At 36.4% G+C, this 24,001-nt stretch carries 27 protein-coding genes and 4 pseudogenes; 22 read left to right on the top strand and 9 right to left on the bottom strand.

The window, feature by feature from the left end:
* The first annotated feature begins 1 nt into the window (after position 1).
* The 3 genes from BR66_RS0111155 (at position 2) to BR66_RS0111145 (ending at position 2,443) form a co-directional block, all read left to right on the top strand.
* Positions 2–679: a YczE/YyaS/YitT family protein gene (locus BR66_RS0111155; RefSeq protein ID WP_242841149.1), complete on the top strand. Its 678-nt coding sequence runs from the start codon at positions 2–4 to the stop codon at positions 677–679.
* Between the two features lie 74 nt (positions 680–753).
* A complete protein-coding gene (locus tag BR66_RS0111150) occupies positions 754–1,716 on the top strand; it encodes a helix-turn-helix transcriptional regulator (protein WP_026883016.1) in 963 nt (320 codons plus the stop codon).
* Between the two features lie 100 nt (positions 1,717–1,816).
* On the top strand, positions 1,817–2,443 hold the full coding sequence (locus tag BR66_RS0111145; protein WP_026883015.1) for a type 1 glutamine amidotransferase family protein: 627 nt from the start codon (positions 1,817–1,819) through the stop codon (positions 2,441–2,443).
* Positions 2,444–2,664: 221 nt separating this feature from the next.
* Here the strand turns inward: BR66_RS0111145 and BR66_RS0111140 are convergent, their stop codons facing one another.
* The gene (locus BR66_RS0111140; RefSeq protein ID WP_026883014.1) at positions 2,665–3,471 is read right to left on the bottom strand and encodes a class I SAM-dependent methyltransferase; all 807 of its coding nucleotides are present in this window, start codon (positions 3,469–3,471) and stop codon (positions 2,665–2,667) included.
* A 419-nt stretch (positions 3,472–3,890) separates the two neighbouring features.
* Here BR66_RS0111140 and BR66_RS25195 point away from each other — a divergent pair.
* From BR66_RS25195 to BR66_RS0111110, 7 genes and pseudogenes are all read left to right on the top strand, one after another.
* A pseudogene (locus tag BR66_RS25195) lies at positions 3,891–4,004 on the top strand (sigma factor-like helix-turn-helix DNA-binding protein); the annotation flags it as partial.
* Positions 4,005–4,420: 416 nt separating this feature from the next.
* Positions 4,421–5,275 carry a carbon-nitrogen hydrolase family protein gene (locus BR66_RS0111135; RefSeq protein WP_278246810.1) on the top strand — a complete coding sequence of 285 codons (855 nt, stop codon included), beginning with the start codon at positions 4,421–4,423 and terminating at the stop codon, positions 5,273–5,275.
* Between the two features lie 270 nt (positions 5,276–5,545).
* Positions 5,546–6,004, top strand: a complete 459-nt coding sequence (locus BR66_RS24815) for a MarR family winged helix-turn-helix transcriptional regulator (protein WP_051624199.1) — start codon at positions 5,546–5,548, stop codon at positions 6,002–6,004.
* Between the two features lie 135 nt (positions 6,005–6,139).
* Positions 6,140–6,466 (top strand): putative quinol monooxygenase, encoded by a 327-nt coding sequence (locus BR66_RS0111125; protein WP_026883012.1) that lies wholly within the window; start codon positions 6,140–6,142, stop codon positions 6,464–6,466.
* Between the two features lie 155 nt (positions 6,467–6,621).
* Positions 6,622–6,768, top strand: a pseudogene (locus BR66_RS25190) (RNA polymerase sporulation sigma factor SigK); the annotation flags it as partial.
* A gap of 327 nt (positions 6,769–7,095) precedes the next feature.
* Complete coding sequence (locus tag BR66_RS26645) at positions 7,096–7,227, top strand: hypothetical protein (RefSeq protein WP_278246809.1); 132 nt, start codon at positions 7,096–7,098, stop codon at positions 7,225–7,227.
* A 195-nt stretch (positions 7,228–7,422) separates the two neighbouring features.
* A complete protein-coding gene (locus BR66_RS0111110) occupies positions 7,423–7,809 on the top strand; it encodes a hypothetical protein (RefSeq protein WP_026883011.1) in 387 nt (128 codons plus the stop codon).
* Between the two features lie 432 nt (positions 7,810–8,241).
* Here BR66_RS0111110 and BR66_RS0111105 read toward each other — a convergent pair whose 3' ends face one another.
* Both BR66_RS0111105 and BR66_RS0111100 read right to left on the bottom strand, forming a co-directional pair.
* The gene (locus tag BR66_RS0111105) at positions 8,242–9,231 is read right to left on the bottom strand and encodes an aldo/keto reductase (protein WP_026883010.1); all 990 of its coding nucleotides are present in this window, start codon (positions 9,229–9,231) and stop codon (positions 8,242–8,244) included.
* Positions 9,228–10,226 carry an SDR family NAD(P)-dependent oxidoreductase gene (locus BR66_RS0111100; protein ID WP_026883009.1) on the bottom strand — a complete coding sequence of 333 codons (999 nt, stop codon included), beginning with the start codon at positions 10,224–10,226 and terminating at the stop codon, positions 9,228–9,230. Before BR66_RS0111100 ends, BR66_RS0111105 begins: the two co-directional genes overlap by 4 nt.
* Before the next feature lie 409 nt (positions 10,227–10,635).
* Here BR66_RS0111100 and BR66_RS0111095 point away from each other — a divergent pair, with 409 nt between their 5' ends.
* From BR66_RS0111095 to BR66_RS26805, 5 genes and pseudogenes are all read left to right on the top strand, one after another.
* Entirely contained in the window at positions 10,636–11,601 is a 966-nt protein-coding gene (locus BR66_RS0111095; protein WP_026883008.1) for an AraC family transcriptional regulator, read from the top strand.
* Positions 11,602–11,717: 116 nt separating this feature from the next.
* Positions 11,718–12,395, top strand: a complete 678-nt coding sequence (locus BR66_RS0111090) for a response regulator transcription factor (protein ID WP_026883007.1) — start codon at positions 11,718–11,720, stop codon at positions 12,393–12,395.
* Entirely contained in the window at positions 12,392–13,465 is a 1,074-nt protein-coding gene (locus BR66_RS0111085) for a sensor histidine kinase (protein ID WP_035796053.1), read from the top strand. The genes BR66_RS0111090 and BR66_RS0111085 overlap by 4 nt, the downstream gene beginning before the upstream one ends.
* A gap of 158 nt (positions 13,466–13,623) precedes the next feature.
* Positions 13,624–14,118 (top strand): annotated as a pseudogene (locus tag BR66_RS26810) (formylglycine-generating enzyme family protein); the annotation flags it as partial.
* A gap of 98 nt (positions 14,119–14,216) precedes the next feature.
* Positions 14,217–14,450, top strand: a complete 234-nt coding sequence (locus BR66_RS26805; RefSeq protein WP_423219380.1) for a formylglycine-generating enzyme family protein — start codon at positions 14,217–14,219, stop codon at positions 14,448–14,450.
* 419 nt (positions 14,451–14,869) lie between these two features.
* Here BR66_RS26805 and BR66_RS0111075 read toward each other — a convergent pair whose 3' ends face one another.
* Positions 14,870–15,598 (bottom strand): SDR family NAD(P)-dependent oxidoreductase, encoded by a 729-nt coding sequence (locus BR66_RS0111075; RefSeq protein ID WP_026883004.1) that lies wholly within the window; start codon positions 15,596–15,598, stop codon positions 14,870–14,872.
* Positions 15,599–15,851: 253 nt separating this feature from the next.
* Here BR66_RS0111075 and BR66_RS0111070 point away from each other — a divergent pair, with 253 nt between their 5' ends.
* The 4 genes and pseudogenes from BR66_RS0111070 (at position 15,852) to BR66_RS26415 (ending at position 18,378) form a co-directional block, all read left to right on the top strand.
* Positions 15,852–16,694 (top strand): 4Fe-4S binding protein, encoded by an 843-nt coding sequence (locus tag BR66_RS0111070; RefSeq protein WP_026883003.1) that lies wholly within the window; start codon positions 15,852–15,854, stop codon positions 16,692–16,694.
* A 111-nt stretch (positions 16,695–16,805) separates the two neighbouring features.
* Positions 16,806–17,039 carry a hypothetical protein gene (locus BR66_RS0111065; RefSeq protein ID WP_026883002.1) on the top strand — a complete coding sequence of 78 codons (234 nt, stop codon included), beginning with the start codon at positions 16,806–16,808 and terminating at the stop codon, positions 17,037–17,039.
* Between the two features lie 101 nt (positions 17,040–17,140).
* Complete coding sequence (locus tag BR66_RS0111060; protein WP_026883001.1) at positions 17,141–17,647, top strand: AAA family ATPase; 507 nt, start codon at positions 17,141–17,143, stop codon at positions 17,645–17,647.
* Positions 17,648–17,768: 121 nt separating this feature from the next.
* Positions 17,769–18,378 (top strand): annotated as a pseudogene (locus BR66_RS26415) (aldo/keto reductase).
* A 140-nt stretch (positions 18,379–18,518) separates the two neighbouring features.
* On the opposite strand, the gene BR66_RS25695 reads toward BR66_RS26415, so the two are convergent.
* The 3 genes from BR66_RS25695 to BR66_RS0111040 form a co-directional block, all read right to left on the bottom strand.
* A complete protein-coding gene (locus BR66_RS25695) occupies positions 18,519–18,674 on the bottom strand; it encodes a hypothetical protein (RefSeq protein ID WP_156946282.1) in 156 nt (51 codons plus the stop codon).
* Positions 18,675–18,861: 187 nt separating this feature from the next.
* Positions 18,862–19,458 (bottom strand): TetR/AcrR family transcriptional regulator, encoded by a 597-nt coding sequence (locus BR66_RS24810; RefSeq protein ID WP_051624198.1) that lies wholly within the window; start codon positions 19,456–19,458, stop codon positions 18,862–18,864.
* Positions 19,459–19,500: 42 nt separating this feature from the next.
* Positions 19,501–20,430 carry an SDR family NAD(P)-dependent oxidoreductase gene (locus BR66_RS0111040; RefSeq protein ID WP_035796051.1) on the bottom strand — a complete coding sequence of 310 codons (930 nt, stop codon included), beginning with the start codon at positions 20,428–20,430 and terminating at the stop codon, positions 19,501–19,503.
* 430 nt (positions 20,431–20,860) lie between these two features.
* Here BR66_RS0111040 and BR66_RS0111035 point away from each other — a divergent pair, with 430 nt between their 5' ends.
* The 3 genes from BR66_RS0111035 to BR66_RS0111025 all read left to right on the top strand — a co-directional run bounded on the left by BR66_RS0111035 (position 20,861) and on the right by BR66_RS0111025 (position 22,966).
* On the top strand, positions 20,861–21,271 hold the full coding sequence (locus BR66_RS0111035; RefSeq protein ID WP_026882999.1) for a peptide deformylase: 411 nt from the start codon (positions 20,861–20,863) through the stop codon (positions 21,269–21,271).
* Between the two features lie 141 nt (positions 21,272–21,412).
* On the top strand, positions 21,413–22,441 hold the full coding sequence (locus BR66_RS0111030) for an epoxyqueuosine reductase (protein WP_026882998.1): 1,029 nt from the start codon (positions 21,413–21,415) through the stop codon (positions 22,439–22,441).
* Positions 22,442–22,516: 75 nt separating this feature from the next.
* A complete protein-coding gene (locus tag BR66_RS0111025) occupies positions 22,517–22,966 on the top strand; it encodes an Rrf2 family transcriptional regulator (RefSeq protein ID WP_026882997.1) in 450 nt (149 codons plus the stop codon).
* Between the two features lie 71 nt (positions 22,967–23,037).
* Here BR66_RS0111025 and BR66_RS0111020 read toward each other — a convergent pair whose 3' ends face one another.
* Together BR66_RS0111020 and BR66_RS0111015 are read right to left on the bottom strand one after the other, a co-directional pair.
* Positions 23,038–23,412, bottom strand: coding sequence for a VOC family protein (locus BR66_RS0111020; protein WP_026882996.1), 375 nt, complete (start codon positions 23,410–23,412; stop codon positions 23,038–23,040).
* A 27-nt stretch (positions 23,413–23,439) separates the two neighbouring features.
* Positions 23,440–24,001: NADPH-dependent F420 reductase (locus tag BR66_RS0111015; protein WP_035796049.1), on the bottom strand; the 562-nt coding region annotated here is incomplete at its 5' end.

The raw sequence follows: 24,001 nt of genomic DNA, 5'->3' as shown, positions 1-24,001 counted from the left end.
AATGTTGAAAAAGCGCAAAAACCTATGGCTAAAGTTACTACTTAAAATGCCTTCCTTATTTTTTGGTTTCTTTTTATTTGCACTAGCAATGCTTTTAGCACTTTATTCAAAGCTTGGAATGAGCCCATGGGATGTATTTCATATGGGTATAGTTGCTCATTCAATGATAACATTGGGACGTGCAGCACAATTAGTAGGGTTTTGTGTAATATTATTATCTATTTTTCTGGGAGTAATTCCTGGAATTGGGAGCATATTTAATATGATTTTTATTGGCATTTTTGTTGATCTAATTAATAATATGGGAATAATCAAAACTCCAGAAAGCATGTTACTAAAAATACTAATGCTTCTATCAGCGATTTTAATTATGGGAATCGCTACATATTTTTATTTGAATGTTGAACTTGGCGCTGGGCCTAGAGACGGATTAATGGAAGGTCTTGTAATAAAACTAAATAGGCCGGTTTGGTGTGTAAGAGGTTCCATAGAAATTACTGTTTTAATAATAGGTTTCTTTTTAGGCGGACCAGTGGGAGTTGGAACGTTACTGTTAGCAGTGGCAATTGGACCTTCCGTACAATTGGCATTTAAAATAGGAAAATATGATTCTAAAAAAGCTCAACATAAGAATTTAGTTGACTTATATAGAAATATTAAATTTAGACCATTTTCATAAGGTTATACCAAAATATTAAATTAAGTTATAATATTGTAAAGTAGAGTTAATAATCTATGGAAGTGGGGCGCATTATGCCAAAAAATGATAATATGCTAGCAATTTTATGGATGCTGAATTCAGGTACAAAAATAACTGCAAAGCAAATATCCGAAAGGTTAGAAATTAATATACGATCAGTTTATCGTTATATGGATGCACTGTGTGTTAGTGGAGTGCCAATAATATCGGAGCCTGGTCATAACGGCGGATATAGTTTGCTTAACAATTTTATCCGAGCACCCCTGATTTTTGATCTTGAAGAGAAGAAATCACTTTTGCATGCTGCTGTTTTTGCAATGGAATCAGGATATCCTTTTATGGAATCACTAAATAGTGCAACATCGAAGTTAAAGATGTTTTCCAATCAAGAACAAGAAAAAGTTCTCAATCGTCATTTAGTTGGATTTGAAGTAGTGAGCCGTATTTGCGATCCAGCTGTCAAACCAATACTAATGGAACTCGAGCAAGCTGTTGCAAATGAATGCTCTATGGAAATTGAATACTGTACAGGTTATGAAGGTCATCCCAAGCATAGGGTTGTTGACCCCTACGGGATGCTTTACTGGAACGATAAATGGTACGTTATTGCATTTTGCCATCTTAGGAATGAAATTCGCAGCTTTAGGGTAGATAGAGTAGTAAATATTATAAGCACTAAAAATACGTTTAAACGTCCTGAAGCTTTTTCGGCGCGTGAGTTTTTTACAAAAAACTTATTATCAAATCTGGAAAGCAAAGTAGGACTTTGCACTTTAGTAATTGAGGGCAAATCAGAAGCATTGAATGACCTTTGTGCACATTGGTTTTTAGGATATCATCTGATAGAACGAACTGAATGTAGAGCGAATTTTTTAATGGATGAAAACTCAATCCATACCTATGTTCCTCATATTCTACTTCCATATGGTAAATCAATAAAGGTGCTTGAACCAAATAGTTTTAAAGCTGCTATGGCATCAATTCTTAAAGATTTGATGACTCATTATCTTCACTGACCGAATTTGTCAGTAAAGATAATATATAATAGGTCAAGATGGAGTTTGAAACCATCCTGTAATAAATAGTAGCAATAAAATGAATGTGGGGGAATAGAAAATGAAAAATATAGTATATCTTTATGTATTTGATACAATGGCAGACTGGGAAATAGGTTATTTAAGCGCTGAAATCAATTCGGGAAGGTACTACAAAAAGGGATTAATGCCTCTAAAAATAGTAACTGTAGCAATTAACAAGAACCCTATTACTACAATGGGAGGTCTGAAAATATTGCCAGAAATTGAACTTAAGGAGTGTAGTGTTAAAGATACTGCTGCGTTGATTCTACCAGGTGGGAATACATGGACAGAAGCAATTCATGCTCCCATTATAAGAATAGCTGAAAAATATTTAGAGAAAGGTATTGTTGTAGGGGCAATTTGTGGTGCTACAATAGGACTTGCTATGGGTGGAGTACTGAATAAGCGAGATCATACAAGCAATGACCTGGGGTATCTTAAAATGGTCTGTCCAAGCTATGATGGAGAGAAGTATTATAAGCAGGAATGTGTAGTAACTGATGGATGTTTGATTACTGCTTCTGGAATAGCTCCCCTTGAATTTGCTTTGCATATGTTGAGAATTCTAGAAGTGTTTTCACCACAAACCCTAGATTCTTGGTACAATCTTTATAAAACTCAAGATGCAAAATATTTCTTTAAGCTTATGAACTCAATTGAATAAAGTGGCTAAGATAGGTACTTTTCACCACCTTTTACTTTAGCGTGGATTAATACTACTGTTTTTAAATGAACAGTTAGTCTTTGAAATGCGACATTAAAACACCCCAAAATCCATTTATGAATAATGCGGTGTTTTAAATAATTGTTCAGTTTTTATAGTTGTGACGTTTTATTTGAATATTGTGCATTAAGTTTACTGTAGATTATGCTTATATCGTGCCCTTATAGTTTTCTTGCTTTGATTACAAAAGTTACAGGAAGCATCTTTGCTTTTTTTGCAAAATCGCTGTTTTTGTTCCGCATAATGTCATCATCAGATTCCTCAATCATTTGTTCAATGATAAATCCCGCCTTTGCCAACGCATTCACATAGGTTGATAGTTTACGATCTGATAATGATAGTGCACTTCCATCAAGAGATACCGAATACCAAGATTCATCGAAATAACATTTTTTAAAAGCAAGCATATTATTTTCTATAGCAACACATTTATGTATAGGGTGAGACCAACTAAAAATAAATATGCCATCTTTTTTAAGGTAAGAAGCAATTCGGCAAAAAGTACACTCAAGGTCGGTAGTCCAGCCTATGGCATAAACTGAATAAGCATAGTCAAAATAATTCTCTGGTATACCACATTCTTCCTCCATGGGAGAACAAATCAATTTAACTGAAAGACCACATTCAGTTAAACGTCGTGTTGTTTTTTCAATTTGTTTTTCTGATATGTCCATACCCCACAGCTCAGATGCTTTGTGTTCTCCCAGATACTGCAAGGATTGACCACTTCCGCAGCCTATCTCCAGCACCTTTTTTCTTGAAACATCGTCGAAAAATTGGCATTTTTCTTCTGAAACAAACGCTCCATAAAGCGGAAGTGCGATTGTTCCTAAAGCATCATTCCCTTTTGTATCCCAAAAGAAGCTGTTTGTATTATGAATAGCACTCTTGTCCATGTCGACTGAGATGGCACAGCCAACCTCGCCAGCACCTATAATGTTTGTTCTATAATCAGATTTATTGTCCATGCAGACACCCTCCATTAATATTAAATAGTCTCTCGGCATTCACCGGTGATTGATTTTCAAGTTCCCATTAAAATATTTTATATCACTTTTTCTAACTTAAAGGTACCTTAGCCTCATGCACTTCTGTCAATCCATAACCTCACCTCGTGTAATAATTATATCAAGGAGTTGGAAGAAGTTCTTTACATTAGGTGTATTTAAATGCAAAGTATTATATAAATAATCTGTAGTTCTACTTAATTTACTAATATGACTTAACTAATGGTAATTATATCATATTTACATAGCAATATACTCTTATTTTTGTATAAAATGGATATTTTCAACACTGTATTGTTCGATTTTCAAAGTACATTGTTCGTATTTTTACTTTCACTAGTTACGTGGCATCATTTTCAGATTATGACATAATACCTAAACTAAACGATGGAAATCCTAAAACTCAAAGAGAAATTGCAGCACAGCTTGGAATCTCAAGATTTTATGTGTCAAGGATAGAAAAACTAGCTCTAAAAAACTGTTTAACCAATTAAATGTTACAAATAAATAAAAGCTAACATTAACATTTTATTTATAAATTAAGTGTTAGTGCTAGCTTTTTATATGTAAAAAATGCTAAAATTAGAAATAAGTTCAGAAAAAATGTAGGCCATCAATGAAGTTATCTTTCGCCGAAATACATGATGTGGCATGGATGGGAACTGTTTATGATGATACCATTTGATAAATTGTAAAATTATCTTGACACCAAGCCATTTGTCACAGAAGAAGTTACATTTAATTTAATGCATCTTATTAAGGATTCTGCAAATCCTATTATTCAGTGATACCTGAATACGTTTATAGGTTGGATAGTTATGTGCAAATTGAAAAAAATGACATATGAAGAAGTAAAATAAATAGAAATTTGAAGGGGGATTTTACAATGGAAAATCTGAAAGTAGCTTTATTGCAGCTTATGCCTGAAGATACTTTAGACGCCAACATACAAAAAGGATTGAAATATTGCAGAAAATCCAAGGAAATGGGTGCAGACATTGCATTGTTTCCTGAAATGTGGAGCGTTGGCTATAATATTCCTAAAGATATTGCTGAATTGAAAGCAAGCGCTGTATCTGCTAATAGTACTTTTGTTAATTCATTTAGTAAACTTGCAAAAGATCTTAATATGGCTATTGGAATAACCTTTCTTGAAAAGTATGATCCATTACCAAGGAACACCCTTTGCCTGTTTGATCGTTTGGGAAACAATGTACTTACCTATGCAAAGGTACATACCTGTGATTTTGGCGATGAATGCCGATTAACAGCAGGCAATGATTTTTATGTTGCTGATTTAGACACTGCGCAAGGCAATGTGAAAGTAGGTTCAATGATTTGCTATGATAGGGAATTTCCAGAAAGTGCGAGAATTCTTATGCTAAAAGGCGCTGAGATTATTTTAGTACCAAACGCTTGCCCTATGGAGATAAATCGCATTTCACAGTTGCGGGCAAGAGCATATGAAAATATGGTGGGCATTGCAACCGTAAATTATCCAAAAGGCAAACCTGATTGCAATGGTCATTCTTCTGCATTTGATGGGATTGCGTACAGAACTTCTGACTTTGGTTCAAGAGATACGCTTATTATTGAAGCTGGTGAACGAGAGGAAATTTATATAGCTGATTTTCCTATTGATGAAATCAGAGAGTATAGAAGTCGTGAAGTACATGGCAACGCATACCGCCAGCCTCAGAAATACAAATTACTTATTTCTGAAAGTATTGAAGAACCATTCATCAGGAAGGATTACAGAAAATAGTAAAAGGAAAGTAAAAAATTAAAATGCAATCTCAATTACAGGTAGAGTTTTGCTAACTTGTGATAATATATATAACTTTTTTCATAAAAACCTGGTTAAGCAACTTAATAATAAGAGTCTAAAAAAGAACAAATTTATTATACGATTATTTATATCTTGACATTTACTAAATCTAGTAGTAAGTTGTAATTAGTTAAGTACTTAACTATTAAGTACTTAACTAATTACAACGCAACGTCAGCTGTAGAAATCATTGAAGGGGGGAATAATGTGCAAGACGATGAAATATTATTAATGCTTAAGGAATTTTCAAATGTTTTTCATGAATTTAACAGTAAAGCCCTTAAATTTATTGATGACAAACTAAATAAAACAGGACTAGTTAGAACACATTTTGTAATTTTACATGAGTTGATAGATGGAAAAGAACTTTCAATGAGTGATTTAAGTGAAATCCTCCATGTTACAAAACCAAATATAACAGTTTTAATTGATAAGCTTGTTAAACTACATTATGTTGAACGTGTAACCAGCACTCGTGACAGAAGAATATTCCTAATTCGGCTTACAGATGAGGGAAAAAGTTTTTTTAAAAAAACAGCTGAAGAGTTAATTAAGTCATCCGCTGGCTTATTAAGTAACCTTGATGATGAAGATCTGGAACTCATAAATCAAACTACTCAAGCAATGAGAAAACTGTCATCCAAATTCAATAAGTATTTACTTTGATAAGACTTGCTAATGAATTAAAGATGATTTAGCTAGCGATAAGTTGTATGTCGAACAATTTTTTGCATTTTTATGTATGCCCAGTGACATAATATTTCATAAAAATAAGTTAAATCAGAAAAATAGGAGGATTATATGAATACAGTAAATGATAGCAACAAATGTCCCAATACTGTAACGATATTCATCGAAATTCATGCCAAAGACGGCGAGAAAGAGGCTGCACGAAAGGCTTTTACAACAACGATTGCGACAACGGAAAAGCCTGGGCTTTTGGGCTATGAAATCTTTGAAGATAGCAATGACCCGGGGACCTTTTACTCAACCCAAGAGTGGGAAAATATAGAAGCCTTTCATACTCACATGAGTGCTGCAAAATCCGGGATGAAAGATGCTACTTCAATGTTGCGTGATGCACCTCGGACTAGTATCCTCAAGCGTATTGGACAATCAGCACTGTAATCCTACCCGAGAATATGTAATTTGATATTGAAAAATAAGATTAGTTAGTTAAATAATCAATAAATATACAAATTATAAAGTAAAAATCCTCTTTATTTGTGAGTAACCATTTTAAATCGGATATAATTACCATTAGTTTATACATCTAACATTCAGAGAGTAATGAAATTTCGCTAATGGATATATTAAGCTGTGAAGGCGACGCAGTAATGGAGATTGATCAAAATAAAATTCAGGTTAAAAAATTATATGAAGAAATAGAGAACTGCCTAAAGGGAAGAGAAAAGTTAATTATTTATCTTTATATTTTATGGAGCTAATTGGATATTAATGATATAATTACAATTAGTTGAGTTGCAATCGTAATTTAATGCCACATATGAAGGATGCAAGACACATCAATAAATAGTAATTTATTGATGTGATAATAGGTAGTTATAATTGATTCCATATCTTCTTTTATTGAGAAGTATAGATTATTAACAGACGAGTGGTAATTTATAAAAAGGATGAGTTGGTGTATTTATGATAAAAGTAGTAATCTTTGATATGTATAAAACCTTAATAACTCTTTTTAAAAGTCCTCGCAATTATTCTTATAAAGAATAATTGCTATTCTGGGGAATTATGTGATTCGAGAACTAGGAATGAATGCAGTCCAAGCAGTTTGGTATTTGCAAGAGGGAACTATTCAACCATCAGGTAGAAACGAGAAATTTAAGCAAATTGAAAAACCGCTAGATGTATTCAAGTATATATAGATATTGATTTGGACGGCTATATAAATATACTTAATATTATGGAATATTAAGTATATGGATCATTGGAAATATATGTTGTTTGGTGTTTCAACTAAAAAACTCTTAGGATATAATAAATATTTTCATAGAAATGCTTCAAAATTTTCTTATCTTGCGTAACAAGGGTAAAAATCACGGACTGATAGGAGTATATGTATGGATAAAAAAAGACCTATAGGTATAACATTAATTGGATACTTCTATATATTGGGGGCAATTGCTTTAATAGTAACGTTATTTACTAATGCTACACAACAATTTGGGATTGCAGTTAGATTTGGCATGCCTAATGTTCCTGAGAATATAATGAGAGCTTCAGTGGTTGTTGTATTTTTATTAATGTCTTATGGATATTTGCGACTTCAAAAATGGGGATATTGGTTTATGATAATTTACACTGTATATTTTCTAGTGGTGAGTATTTGTTTGTCTCAACAATATAAAAATCAACTTTTTTACGGAAATGCTATATTTTCAATAGTAGTATTAATATACACTTTATCTCAAAGAAAATATTTTAGTAAAGTGAAATTCTCTTCATAATATTCCTATCATCTTATGTCACAAAGGTAATTTATTGTGACATGCCATTTTGGAAACATATTTATCATATGCTTAACTCACTGTCATATGGTAATGATAATGGGATTTATTATTGACAACACAGGCTTATGGCCAAGAGTGTTGGGATTAGAGAATCCTTTTCCAACTTGAGAATACAGTAAGTATTTATAAGTTTGCAAGAATAAAGTGTTGAATTCAAATTTGTTAAAGTTGGGATGCGACGTAAAAGCACCCCAAAATCCATTTATGAATAATGCGGTGTTTTAAATTTCTATTAGTGATCAATGTTTCTTTGAAATAAAGATTAGGTGCTTTTAAGTGAAGTTTGACTTAAAAGCACCTTGATATATTCTTATATTGATACACCTGTCTACGTATTTATACTTGCTACTGAAACAGTAACTTACTAATTTATCGATCAATCGTAGCCATTATCCAATCGGGGTAACGCTTGCCTGATACCATTCCGGTAGACAGAGCATTATCGAGTGCCTCCATTTGTGGAATATCAAGCATGATAGCCTCAGCAGCTACATTTTCTTCTAGGTGTTTCAAGTGTTTGGTTCCTGGAATTGGAACGATGTCATTGCCCTTTTGCAGTAGCCATGCAAGCGCAATCTGTCCAGGTTTTACGTGTTTAATTGCAGCAATATCGTGTACTATCCGTGCGGCTTTTACATTTGCATCGAAATTTTTGCCTTGGTAGCGGGGATCTGAATGTCTGGTATCACTTTCCGGATACTCTTCCGCACGATTTATATCTCCGGTTAAAAAACCTCTTCCAAGTGGAGAAAATGTCACTAACCCTATGCCTAACTCGCGTAGAACAGGGATTACATCTGGCTCCAGATTTCGTTCCCAAAGCGAATATTCGCTCTGTAGCGCTGAAACAGGATGTATAGCATGGGCACGGCGGATGTTGGCAGTGCCTGCCTCGGAAAGACCGAAAAATTTTACTTTACCCTCTTTAACCAAATCACCTACAGTGCCTGCAACTTCCTCAATTGGTACATTAGGATCGACGCGGTGCTGATAAAGCAGATCGATATATTCGGTGCCAAGGCGGCGTAAGCACCCCTCAACAGCCTTACGAATATGCTCTGGTCGACTGCTAAAGCCGACTATCTTATTATTCTCGATAATAGAGCCAAACTTTGTTGCAATTACAACTTGGTCACGCCTACCCTTAAATGCTTTGCCGAGCAGTTCCTCGTTAGTGAAAGGACCATAGTTCTCAGCTGTATCGAAAAAGTTGCATCCCAACTCGATGGCCCCGTGTAGTGTGGCTATAGATTCCCTCTCATCTGCTGGGCCATAAGACTGGCTCATTGGCATACAACCAAGACCAATAGATGAAACCTCAAGTCCTTGACTTCCAAGTTTACGTTTGTTCAAATTCATAATTTTTGTCCTCCTTCAAATATAAATTGTTCGCTCAGTCTCCAGAGGCGATCAGCAGACTCTGAATCAATTGCATGAGGCATCACTCCAAGAGCCATCGATCCAACTTGACTATTTATAGATGCATCCTCTGCCAGTGGCGCGATATCACAATTTTCGCAATAAACGCCTCCCATTCCATCAAGCTGCTGACTCGTTGCACACCACACACTGGTCGCTGCTCCTTGCTCCACCGTTTTCATATTCTTTGATGGATCAATGATAGCCTTTCCGTTCTCGTCGATTAATCCTAAAGCTTGCAGTTGCTCTTTAGAAATATCGTTTGACAGTCCTGTTTCTACTATGCTACCTGGATGAAGTGAAAAAGCACGTATACCCTTGTCCTTGCCTATCTTATCAACTTCAACCCCGAATAAGATGTTGGCAGTCTTAGACTCGCCATAAGCCTTCATTGGATTATAGTCACGGTGTTCAAAATTGAGATCATCAAAAACTATAGGCGATCGACTGTGTGCCCATGCCGCTACTGATACTACCCGTGCACCTTGTGCCTGACAAAGTGCCGGCCAAAGCCTATATACTAGCTGAAAATGTCCCAGATGATTAGTTGCGAAATGTTCTTCATATCCTCGCGAGTCTCGCTTTAGTTTGCCACCTCCAATGCCAGCACTATTCACCAAAATGTGTAATGGCTGGCCAGAGGCAAGAAACTTCTCAGCAAATGCATCTATCGAAGTAGTGTCGAACAGGTCCAACGCTTCGATTTCGACACTATCTAATCCCTGCAACGCTATTACAGCCTTTTCACGATTACGTGCTGGAACAATGACCTTGGCGCCGGCATTATGTAGTACTCGCGTGGTCTCAAGTCCAATGCCAGAGTAGCCGCCAGTAACGATGGCTATTTTCCCACTCAAATCGCAACCTTGAATGACCTCTTCGGCTGTTGTGTAAGCTCCAAAACCTGAGCCAATAGAAATTTGTTGTGTTACCATAAATTCCTCCTTGAAACTATATTTTAATATTGTGCTTAGTAAATACTGTTCATGAATTTTAAGTGAGCTTTTTTAATAACTAAATAAGTAAATAAATAACAATGAATCTACTTCACTGAGTGGAAATCAGATAACCCTAATTTGCACAATCAATAAGACTGGCTAATTAGAATATATCCAGGACCTATAGGCAATTCCTCTAAATCTTGAAAATGTCCTTAGGTATATTATCAACTAAAAACATAAGATTATATATACTAATACTGCACAAAAATTGCCTAAAGCTGCAAATGCGTGTAATTTTATATTATTGTACTGTATTGAATGCGGGCACAACAAAGGATATAATTTAAGACAATAATGCATTATATAAATAAATACTTATATATAAAGGCTAGGTGATAAATGAATGTCCCAGCAAAAACTAAAAACCGTGAATGCACTTAAAAAAAGTACCTCTCTTCAGAAGATATTTGATCAAATCATTATGATGACCGAGAATATTACTGTTGTAGATGGAAGTACTCAAACAATCGTGCCATTTCTTTTTATTGACCGACACAATTATCCAACTCTGCTAAGGCCATGTGTTTTGACTCCCTCATTTTGTCTGAATCTTCAAGGAACAAAGAACGTTCATGTAGGTACAGATATTATTAGTTTTCACGCAGGTGATTACTTAACTTCTATGATTAATATACCTGCATCTACACAAGTTATCGGTGCTACAGATAACTTACCTTATATAGGGCTGCGTATTGATCTTACAACGAAAGAAATTGCTTCTGTAATGATAGAGGCTGAAATTAGCATTAAACCAAAGGATAGAAAACTCGGAACAGGAGCATTTGTTGGTAAACCCGATACTGACCTTTTAGAATTATTTATCAGACTTCTTAGGCTTATTGATAAACCCAAAGAAGCCCGATTTATGTCTGCGCTTATCAAGCGAGAGATGATTTTTAATTTGCTCTCAGGAGACTATGGGCATTTATTTTTCCAACAAGTGTTCTTTGACCAAAAATCCGATGGAGTTGGCAAAGCTATCTCATGGCTCAAAGAAAATTACTCACGTTCATTTACCGCTGATGAACTTGCAAAATTATGTAATATGAGTGTTTCAGGATTACATCATAAGTTCAAAATTATAACAAGAATGAGTCCTTTGCAGTATCAGAAGCAGCTCCGCCTTTTGGAAGCAAAACGACTCATGCTGAGTGGTTCTATGGATGCAACTACTGCTGCTTTGCAAGTTGGCTATGAAAGCTCATCGCAATTCAGTAGGGAATATCGTAGGGCTTTCGGCCAACCGCCTCTTAAAGATATAAAAGATGCGCATAAAAGTTCTGAATTAAACACATCCAGAAATAGTTAGTGCATTTATACAATTCAAAACTTATTATAAATAATCATTACAAATCAGTTTAAACTCCGTTTACATTTGGCTGATAAAATAAAGTGATTTTCAATTTGGCAAAAAGGAGGCGCAAAATGAATACCATAATGATTATTGATGATGACCCATATATTCGTGAACTTGTGCGAACTTTACTAAAAGATGAAGGTTATGCCACACAGGAGGCAGTTGACGGGTGCGACGCTTTGAAAAAGCTGGGCGAAACCAAAGTAGACTTATGTGTGCTTGATATCATGATGCCAAATATGGATGGTTTTGAATTTTGCGCACACGCCCGTCGTTATTATATGGATATGCCGATTCTTATGCTGACGGCAAAAAATGAAATCGGCCAAAAGGTAAAGGGATTCGAGCTTGGTGTGGACGATTATCTGGTCAAGCCGTTTGAAAATGCGGAGCTTGTGGCAAGGGTAGGCGCTTTACTTAAACGATACAAAATCGCTTCATCTCAAATGCTGAAAATCGGCGCATTGATAATGGACAGAAACAGCTATGCCGTTACAACAGATGGTAAAAAAGCAGACATTCCAATGAAGGAATTTGAACTGCTGTTTAAGCTTGCAGGTTTCCCCGGCAGAACCTTCCCCCGCGACCAACTTATTGAAGATGTATGGGGATTCGACTTTGACGGCAACGAACGAACGCTGGACGTCCATATAGGCCGCTTGCGGGATCGCTTCCCGGCGGAACAGTTTCATTTCAAGATTATAACAATCAGGGGCTTGGGGTACCGCTTGGAGGTGGAGGAATGAACAAAGAAAGACATGGCCATTATGTGATAATTCTAGGTATTACGGTTGCCATTGCCACGTTATGCGGCTATTTAGCTTTGGGATATGCAGTTTCAAAATGGATATTCCTCGCAACAGGCACACCATCCGAATTGTTCTCGCACATACTGTCCCCCATAATAGGTATTTGTCTTATTGCTGTAACAGCCTACGTCATGTCTAAAATACGAGGGCGCAAGCATGATGGGCATAAAGAATTCGTTAATGATGTCGTGCAGGCAATGAAGAAAATAGCGCAAGGTGATTTTGCTGTTTCCATTCCCGTGAATGAGACAGAGCTATTTAACGAATTGGCCGCCAGCGTCAACAAAATGGCGCAGGAACTTGGTTCTATGGAAAAGCTTCGGCAGGCTTTTATCTCAAACGTATCGCATGAAATCCAATCGCCGCTCACCTCCATCAGCGGATTTGCAGCACTGTTGCGAAATGAGAACGTGACAAGGGAAGATGTTTTGCATTACGCCGCCATCATAGAAACCGAAAGTCGCAGGCTTTCCAATCTCAGCGAAAATTTGTTGAAATTATCAATGCTGGAAGCAGATGTAACAGCTTTTGAGATGAAAGATTTTCGGTTGGATAAACAAATCGAGAGCGTATTGCTGATGTTGGAGCCACAATGGGATGAGAAGTATATCTCACCGGACGTATCGCTTGCAAAAATTCATATAAGTGGGAATGAGGACTTGTTAAGTCAGGTCTGGATTAACCTATTGCATAACGCGATCAAATTCACGCCGGAGCAGGGCATCATCAAGGTTACACTTAGTGAAAGAAACGGTGAGATATATTGTGCGATTGCGGACAACGGCATAGGAATTTCGAAAGAAGATCAAATTCATATCTTTGAACGCTTTTATAAGGTGGATAAATCTCGTGACCGCGCATTGGGCGGTAATGGATTGGGGCTGTCGCTCGTTAAGAAAATCGTCAAAATGCATAACGGCAGCATAGAAGTAGAAAGCACGGAAGGAAAAGGAACGGAGTTCACAGTCCGTATTCCTATTCGGCAAAACCCTGCCGTTTCAAAATAGTTTTCAGTTTACATTCTGTTTAAACTCCGTTTAACCTCTGTTTAAATTATGGCCTTATGATAAGGCTGTAAGTTAAACGGAGGTGTTTTTTTATAACCTTGAATTTACAATAGAAGTACAACAGCAGCAAAACAAAATACAAAAAAGGAGTGAATACTATGAAGTCAATCATTCAGGTAAATAAGCAGGAAAAGCTGCCCGATGGGCTTCGGCTCGCGGGCCGAAACGTTCCGGCGGCAGACGGGAGGCAGGTGCCACTCTACCTATTCCGGTTGCCGGACGGCTCAGACATGGAGATGGTCGCGGTGCCGGAGGGCGACTTCGTCATGGGGACGGACGACTCGGACGCACCCGACTGGGAGAAGCCGAAGCACATCCATCCCATGGAGCACTCCTATTGGATCGGTCGCAACGACGTGACGCGTGGGCAATTCAAGGTATTTTGCACCGTGACAGGTAGAGTCGATCCAGAGAAGGCCTACTTCGAGGACAAGTTAGATGGGGACAAGGATTGTCACCCGGTGATCATGGTCTCGTGGGACGACACGAAGGCATACTGTACATGGGCCGGGCTCGTGTTGCCGACCGAAGCCGAATGGGAGAAGGCGGCACGAGGCTCCGATGGCCGAAAGTACCCGTGGGGGAATGTGTGGGATACTAAGAAGGCAAACTTTCTTGATGCATCGTGTCCTGGGGATAAAATTATGATGGGCAATGGGCAGACGGTAGACGAACATATGGCGCACTTGATATGGCAGGAAACGTCTTCCAGTGGGTCGAAGATTGGTGGGATGAGGAAGGTTTTCCGCGGTCCATCAGTGGAGACTTCTTACCTCCTCAGAACGGCTCGTGGCGGGTCGACCGTGGCAGCAGTTGGGGCAACCCCGGCGTACTCGCCTGTCGGACTACCATGCGATACGGATACGCGCCATCCGACCGCAACGAGCATCTCGGATTTCGTGTTCTCTTGAGGGCCGTCCTTTAGTATTAATATCAAACGCTTTTGTTCAGGCAGAAACGATGCCGAGCTGGCTGAAATTCTTTGTACTGTAAGTCAACAATTGCTGTGCCATAATGTTGGTACGGCAGTTGTTGACTTATGGCACGATAGGCACAGATTTTTGGTTCGCATTATTCGGCACTTTGGCGATACTCTTAGAACGGACCTTTTTCGCGGCTCGGTATCCGTCAACTTGTGTCATTGTTTTGCAATTATTCATGGTGTCGAGATCTGTCCATGTGGTTCACCTCCGTCTGAGGGCAGGAAAAACCTCCTCATAACTCAAAGAAATGAGGGGGGAGTTCACAAGCACTAAAACGATATTTTTTTACTTCACGCTCATACTCATAGTCTAAAAAATAAATCTACTTAATAAACCTATTAACGCGTTAGTTATTTTGGGTTTATGCTTTTAGTAAGTAATTAGCTTCATAATCCATAGCCACGCCATGTTCGTTCAATACCTTTCCTTGGTGATGCTTTCCATCAGTTAAGAGGTCAACAATGATCTTACCACCTTGCGGAAGAGTCTTCATGAATGGTCCCGTCGTATTTCCGTTCAAGTCAGTAGTAATCCCACCTGGCATCACACCAAATATTTCAACTGTGATATTATTTTTTGTATAGTATGCGCCAAAAGCCGCAATCATTGAGTTTAATGCCGCTTTACTAGTCATATAAGCGAAAGGTGCAAAGAAATCATTAGCAACTGTTGGGATGCTTAAATTCAAGATATGCCCATTATTAGCCGCTAATATTGGGGTAAAGGCTTTAATCATTTCAAAGTTTCCAAAGAAATTCACATCAAAAACTTCCCGTAATTCAACGGAAGTAAAATCTAAAGCACTCTTATGCATGTCACCAGGGATACCGGCATTGTTAATCAAAACATTTAAGTCGGCATGATTGGCTTTAATATATTTCGCAGCAGCATGAATAGTTGACACATCATTCAAATCTACTTTGATCCATTCCGCATTCACACCACCTGCTTTGAGCTCCTCCACGGCTGCTAAGCCACGTTCTTCACTACGAGCTCCCAATAAGATTGACCAACCTTGTTCACCTAATTGGCGGGCAGTTTCAAAACCAATCCCTTTATTCGCACCGGAAATTAATACTTTGTTTGTCATAATATCTCTCCTTTGTTTTCAACATTAAGGCTACATTACATTTTTGGCTGACTATCTTGCTCGTATTCAATTTCTTTTCCCAAATATCTCCTCATCGAAAATAGCTATTACATAGGTGATTTTATCGTACAGTGTATGCTAAGTCAATATAAATTGCGTACTAGTATTATTTTGATTTAATAATATAATTATACTATGGAAAATAAATATAAAGGAATGATTACAAAATGAAAATTACAACTGGAGGTATGATATGAATAAGCAGGATTTAATAAAAATAGCATCGGACTTTGTTGAAAACTCAAAGGACAATTATGTATCAAATGAAATTGCTATTTCTGAAAGTGTTGCAGGGATGAAAATTTTTGAAGCACCAATTTTGGGATTTGCTGCTTCTGATGATGAGTATTTCACATTATTTAAAGAACCTACTGTGATTGGAGAACATTTCTTAAGACCCAAAGAATGGTTACCACAATCAAAGTCTGTTATTTCATTCTTTTTACCATTTAGTGAAGTAGTTAAAAAGGGAAATAGATGTGAAAAAGTATGGCCTTCTGAAGAATGGTTGCATGGACGTATTGAAGGTCAAGCTTTTATAAACAAGCTTTGTATATATCTAAAGTCAGAATTAATAAATGCTGGATATAAGACTCTAGTTCCTACTCAGGATGAAAGATTCTGGTCTAATGCTGCACTTAATAATAATTCTCAACATCCTAAGGCAACATTTACAAGCACTTGGTCAGAAAGACACGCTGCCTTTGTTGGTGGGCTTGGAACATTTGGACTTTCTAAAGGTTTAATAACATCAAAAGGTATGTCAGGAAGAATTGGCAGCATCATCACAGAATTGTATTTGTCACCGAGGAAAAGAGAGTATGAAAATATATATGATTATTGCTCAAGGTGTGGTGCTTGTGTTAAAAAATGTCCAGCTAATGCAATAACTATAGATAAGGGTAAAAATCACATTATATGTTCTGACTTTTTAGACAAAACATATGAAAAATACAAACCAAGATATGGGTGTGGGAAATGTCAAACAGGGGTACCTTGTGAAAGCAGTATTCCTAGGCATTGCAATGTAAAATAAAGATGGCAAATTTATTGATTATTGATTATTGGTTTATCCGAGGTAAGAACTACTTTAATCAGTTCAATGAATCAATGTATAGTAAAACTATTAAGTAATAATGAGGTTTTTATGTTTAGTCATTTAGAAAACAAAGTTGCAGTTATTACAGGAGTGTTTTATACATCTAAAGCAGCAATCCCTTATTTAAAGAAACAAGGTGGAGGTAAAATAATTACAATTTCAGTTGGCAGTGAATGGATTAAGGAACCAGAAGATGTCACAAATCTTGCATTATTTATAGCAAATAAACCATTGGTTGGTCCAACAGGTCAGAGTTTTAGTTTGATGAGAAGAGATTTATAGCTTAGGAATTTCATATTCTCCGTAGCTTACGTCGCGATGGTACATATTAATACAGGTATGATGATATAAGAATATTAGTATTTAATAATGGAGGGAAATAAATGAGCTGTTTATATATTATTACAGGTCCAGCGGGTGTAGGGAAATCAACAGTTTCTAAAAACTTAGCAGAAAAAAAGGAAAAATCAGCACTTATAGAAGGAGACGACATCTACCACTTGGTGCATGGTGGCTATGTAAAACCGTGGCTTGAAGGTAATCATTTAGAAGTGTTTTGGGAAAATTGTATAGGTTTAATTATGAATTTTTTAAATAGAGGATACGATGTGGTTTTTAATTATATATGTATACCTGGAGACATAGAATACATAAGAAATAGGTTTCAAAATACAAAGATAAAATTATGTATACTGATAACTGATGAAGAAACTATAATGAAACGTGACAAAATGCGTCCGCTGGATTGCCAGATGGGTGAACGCTGTGTTTTATTATTAGATGAGTTTAAAGTGATGGATTATAGTAAAAAATACTTTCTTAATACGACGTTATTAAGTATAGTAGAAACAGTTGATGAAATTATACAAAAGGATAACTTTTTATTATGAGCATAATCTTCACTTACAGTGCATAGCAATTTTAATTTCATCAGCGTACCCCCGTTTTTTGATTATGTATACTGTGCATGCTAAGAGATATATAGAAGTTAATAAATAAGGGTTGATTTAAATGAAAACACAAAAACTTGGTAACAGTGAGCTTGTTGTTTCTTCTATTGGATTGGGATTGATGGTAATGTCTCCTGGCATTTATGGTACCATAAACGATGAAGAGTCTATTAAGACCATTCATCGAGGTCTGAATCTTGGAGTAACGATGCTTGATACTGCTGATACTGCTGATACGTATGGCAGCGGACATAACGAGGAGCTTTTAGGCAAAGCTTTGAAAGGGCGAAGAGAGCAGGCAATTGTCGCTACTAAATTTTCATTTGGACCCAATTGGGAGTTTATCGGTGGACACCCGGACCACGTGAAAAAAGCAATCGATGAGAGTCTAATGCGTCTTGGTCTTGACTACATTGACCTGTATTATCAGTACAGAGTAGATCCTAATATACCAATTGAGGAGACAGTTAGTTAAGGCAGGTAAGGTACGTTATCTTGGTCTGTGTGAAGCAAATGCATCTACTATTAGGCGAGCACATGCAGTGCATCCCATTTCTGCATTACAAACTGAATATTCTCTTTGGAGTCGTGATGTTGAGGAAATTTTGCCTATTGCAAGAGAACTGGGAATTACATTTGTGGCTTACAGTCTTTTAAGCAGGTTGTTTTAATCAGTTTAGATAAAATCGTAATAATTGTTCTTAGAAAGCAAATAGGGAAGCCATAACCCCACTGTATTGTCAGTGGGGTTATGGCTTTTTACGCTTTAGAAGTGGAGTATTTTACTTTACTGTACTATTAGAACTACCGTTTATTCCATCTGCTGCATTCTCATAATGTCAAACATAAACTTCGATTTGAATGTCGGCTTAACTTTACCGATGTTTTTTAATATCTTCTTTGAGATTTTATCTACGTTAACAATTATTTTTTCTTTCTTTTCAGGCTTTACTTCGTTCCACTTCATGGCCGCAACAACCTAGAGTCTCGCCAACATTTCTCTGAATCACACCAACATGAAATATTAGCGACATAACCCATTATTGGGTTATCAGGAAAAAACGCACCCTTACTGTTAACTTCAAGCATTTTTTAATGTTGGAGGTACCACTCCAATATCTGTCTTTTATGGTTCAGTGCAGAATATTTAGTTGTCATCTATCTTTTGGAGAATGAACACCCAGGGCCCTTAAAACAATACTGTTAAGTACTTGTTTTTTTTGATTTACATCTTGATTTAGTGGATATGAGCCAATAAACCCGTTTAACCCTTGCAAAATAAATCTCGCTGTTTCTTTCGGATATTCGCAATTCCAAGAACCGTCGGCATTTCCTCGTTCAATCAGAGAAATTGAAAATGACTCCATTGACATAGACATCCTTTTGCTGACATATTCCATTACGCCATGATCTTCCTTAAGGCTCGAAAACAGAGTGCTATATTTGTCTAACTTTTCTTTGTTTATGAGTTTCATGAAAATCATGTTCAGACAGTCAAACGCAGAACCATGATATTCAGATATAATTTGCCTTGTTGTTTCCTCATTTTCGCCTGATATTTCATCAATTACAACGTACAAAATTTCCATCTTTGATTTGAAATAATGGTAAACTAGTCCTTGTGCAACTCCCATCTCCTTGGAAATATCAGCCACCTGTGTTTTATCAAAGCCATTCTCACTAAATAACTTCTTAGAGATGTCGATAATTTCCTGACGTCGTTCCTCCGCTGATTTTGTTATTCTAGTCATCTTATCACTCCTTAATTACGTCATTTTTGCTATTTCTACTGTTTACTGTCCGAAAATAGTCTCACTTTGACTCAATTTAGATAGTTCCATGCTCGTTTTCCAAAGTTCCCTGGCATTATCTTTGTTGTAGGAGAGAAGGGATGATTTTATATCCTTGCCTCTATCCAGATATTTTCCGGTCATTTCAGCTAATGCAGGTTCAATTATAAGCGAAGCCAAAATTGCACCTGATTTTACGGAAGAACTTGGTTTGCCGACGATGACTCCCATAACGCGAGAAAAACCTCTCATAATCCCTTGTAAAAGGATATTACCCTCTATCCGTATAAAATTGGTGTCCGACATGGCACCTGGATTAAACGCATTAACTGTGATTTGCCTGTCAGTCTTTGTGGCTAGTAGCCTTGCCATCTCGTATGAACAATATATGTTACACAGCTTTGAAGTACAGTATTGGAGCATCCCAGAGCTACGAGCGCTAATAGCCTTCGCATTATCATACACAAGTTTAAGCCGAAAGAACGGAGGGGGATTGTGCATATCGCTACTGACGAAAACAATGCGTCCACTTTTACCCATGAGGTTCAATAGCAGATTTGTCAATAGAAAATGTCCCAAATGACTTACGCCAAATATCATTTCATACCCGTCTTTTGTGTATTTCTCACCCGGTACACCACCCGCACTAATTCCAGCATTGCAAACCACAGCATATAATGGTGGCAAATCTGCTTTAGAAAAAGCATCATAGAACATACGAATTGATGACAACGATGCTAAATCCAACTCCATTGTGGATATATTGGGATTGCCTGTTTCACTTTTTAGCATTTCAGCAGCCGTATCAGCTTTTTTTAGGTTCCGGCAGGCCAGTAAAATATGATAGTCAGGATCATTCTTTGCGATGTTCAGTGCACATTGATACCCCAGCCCAGAATTACCACCTGTAATGATTACAGTCTTTTTTTTCATATATAGCCTCCATATAAATTTGATTCATCAACTTGATGATAGATACGAGTATAACATGTTGAATGAATTCAGTCAAAATAGGTTTTATCGAAGATTGATATGGGTGGTTTTGCTTATTGCTTATTGCTTATTGGGGTTCAAGTAGTAATGGAACAGAAACGGCAATGAAAATTGCTTAATTTACCAAATTAATAACCCTACGCAAAGGTATACCTTTACGTAGGGCGAAAAACCATGTAAAATTACATCTGTAAAGTATAATAAAACATTTACTATGATATTTCTTCAATGCAGTAACAATTAATTCTTAATTTTTTTTAATATGACCATTTATCAACATAGTATACACATAAAACAGTATAAAAAGAAAAGGGGTGAGTTTTAGCGGGAGTTTGGTACTTATTATACACTCTCTCACTAAAGATAAACTATGATAAAACCAATTGTAAAAGATATATTGTTTTTAGGACAAAAATCAGAAGAGGCAACTAAAAAAGATATAGTAGTAATTGATGATTTAATAGATACATTAAGTGCAAACTTAGATAATTGTGTTGGACTAGCTGGTAATATGATTGGAGCAAAAAAACGTATATTGGTATTTACTGTGGGAAACCTTATTGTGCCTATGATAAATCCATTTATATTTAAAAAAGAAAAGCTTTATGAAACAGAGGAGAGTTGTTTATCTTTAATTGGCTCTAGAAAAACAAAGAGATATGAAATAATAGAGGTGGAGTATCTTGATAGAAATTTTAACAAGCAAAAGCAAGTGTTTAATGGATTTACAGCACAAATAATTCAACATGAAATGGATCATTTTGAAGGTATAATAATCTAATTATTATCATTTATATATAAGACTAATCAGAGATTTTCTTATGCTTGACAGCCTTATATATAAATGATAATATCTTAATGAAATCATTAACGTGTATGTACACTATAACAATTTCATTAATTAACGAGGGGTGCTTAATAAATGGATACTTTATCATCACAAATAAAAACTGCAGCACTTAATATGGGCTATGAAAAGTGTGGAATTATCAAGATATCTGATATAGCTGGTTATGAGGAAAAGCTTAATGAACGAATTGAGAATATTCCAGAAACTGAGCCTTTTTATAAAAACCTTTATCGATTCACTAATTTGAATGATACATATCCATGGGCAAAGTCCATTGTTATATGTGTAAGACAATATGGCAAATATAATATACCAGAGCACCTAAAAGGTTTAATTGCAAAATATTATTTAACAGATAGTAGAATAGATGAGAATTCTAAAGATTTTCAGTATAGTCTAAAATTTGAAGCCCATATGCAAGGAATGGGACTTAAAGCTAAAACTGAAAGGAAGTTCGGTATTACCTCACTACGCTGGGCAGCAATGAAAGCTGGACTTGGTTTAGTTCGCAGAAACAATTTTTTTTATACAGAATCCGGTTCATGGGTGTATTTAGAAGCATGGCTAATTGATAAAGAGCTTGAATCAATAGAAATACCAACACTGGACGCTTGTTCTGAAAAATGTAATTTGTGTGTGAAAGCATGTCCCACATGTTCTTTATCAGCTCCTTATACAATGAATCCAACATCGTGTATCTCATACCTTACCACATTTGGGGGCAAGGATTTGCCTAATGAAAAATTTAATGCTGAAATGGGAAATTGGTTTTTTGGCTGTGAAGTTTGTCAAGATGTTTGTCCAAAAAACATAAGGCGTTGGAGCGAATCAGAAGAATTTCCGGGTTTAGATAAGCTTAGCCAACATATATCCCTTGAGAAAATTTTAAAAATGGACTATGAATATTTAGAAAATGTAATGAGTTCTAAGTTTTGGTATATAAAGAAAGAAGATGCTTGGAAATTTAAGACCAATGCCATCAATTCAATGGTAAATGACTATAAAGGGCAGTATAAGGAATTCATTTATGAGGCATGCAATGATAGCAATGAAAAGGTAAGGGAAATGGCAGAGTGGGCAATTAAAAAATTGGGAATATAAAAACTAGCCCCAAAATAAAGCTATTGACAATTGTACCGGATGTAACTACAATGATTACGATTGGAGGCTAAAAATATGAAAATAAGTAGTAGGTTTTCTGTTGCAGTTCACATGTTATCCATGTTGGATATTGGCAAAGATATAGTTTTTACTTCAGAAGTTATCGCTATCAGTGTAAACACAAATCCTGTAGTTATTCGGAGAGTTACAGGAATGTTAAAAAAAGCTGGATTAGTTAGTGTTAATGCAGGGGGCGGTGGAGCTAATCTTTTGAAGCCAGTAGAAAATATAACTTTATTAGATGTATATAAAGCAGTTGAGGTTGTTAAAGAAGGGCAACTATTTAAGATACATGAAGATTCCGATCCCACCTGTGCTGTAGGATCAAAAATTCATTTTGTTCTTGAGGGAGTTTTACATCGTACAGAGACAGCTATGGAGATGGAACTCAAGAGTGTTACAATAGCAGATATAGTTGAAGATATATTAAAATTAAATAGAGACTGTAAACAAAAAAACATCTAGGGCTCTAGATGTTTTTTTGTTTACAGTCTCTAATGTTTAAAATACTTTTGATATTCTTCGATTGATTATACTTATTTTGCGGATAGGCAAAATGGGTGACCCTCGGGGTCAAACATAGTAACAAGGTAATCCCCACCAAACTGGCTTTCTGCTTTGCAAGCTCCTAATGCTTCTGCTTGTAATACAGCACTAGGCAAGTCATCTACTTGGAAACCAAAATGCATTTGTTTTTGCTGTTTGCCTATCTCCTCAGGCCAAACAGGTTTAACATATTCAAAGTCTGCATCTTCCTTAAAAAATAACACAAGACCTGATTGACTGCGTAAAGCTGGTAAATCATACATTATAAAAGATTCCAAACCGAGAAGTTCAGCATAAAAATCACGGAGTTTAACCCCATCTTTACAGTCGATAGCAATATTGTCTATGCAAATCCCTTTTATCATTTATATAACCTCCTTATAATAGGTATACTACTCTTCAATTTGTGTAAAATGCTCTCCCGAAAGTGGTCCACCGACGTATTGCATCATTTTGCCTCCAATTGCAAGAGATCCTAGATCAACAGGATAAAATCCCATTTGTTCGAATAATCCTTTAACTATGGATTTTGCTTCTAGATCATCTCCAGCATAAAATAGAACACGTTTGCCACCGTTAACTTCTCCGTCTATAAATGGTGCATATAGTGAACTAAAAGCTTTAATTATCCTTGCACCAGGTAGAGCTTTTGATACCGTCTCACTGGATGTCAGTGTTTCTAAATCTGGTTCAGGAGAATTTGTAGCATCAATAACAATTCTATTTTTCCAATTAGGCAATCCCTTTACAGCCTCAGATATTTTTGCAAATGGCACCGCTATTACAACTACCTCTTGCTTAGAAGCTTCCAAAACTGTTCCAGCTGTAGCCTTCAATCCAATTTCAGTAATCTTTTCCGCTAATGTTTTAGGTCCTCTACTATTACTAATAATCAATTCATGTCCTGCCTCGACTACTTTCTTGCCCACTGCAGTGCCTATATTTCCTGAACCT

The sequence above is a fragment of the Clostridium akagii DSM 12554 genome, assembly GCF_000686725.1.
Taxonomy (GTDB): Bacteria; Bacillota; Clostridia; order Clostridiales; family Clostridiaceae; genus Clostridium_I; species Clostridium_I akagii.
This window is presented reverse-complemented; position numbering and strand designations above follow the sequence as displayed.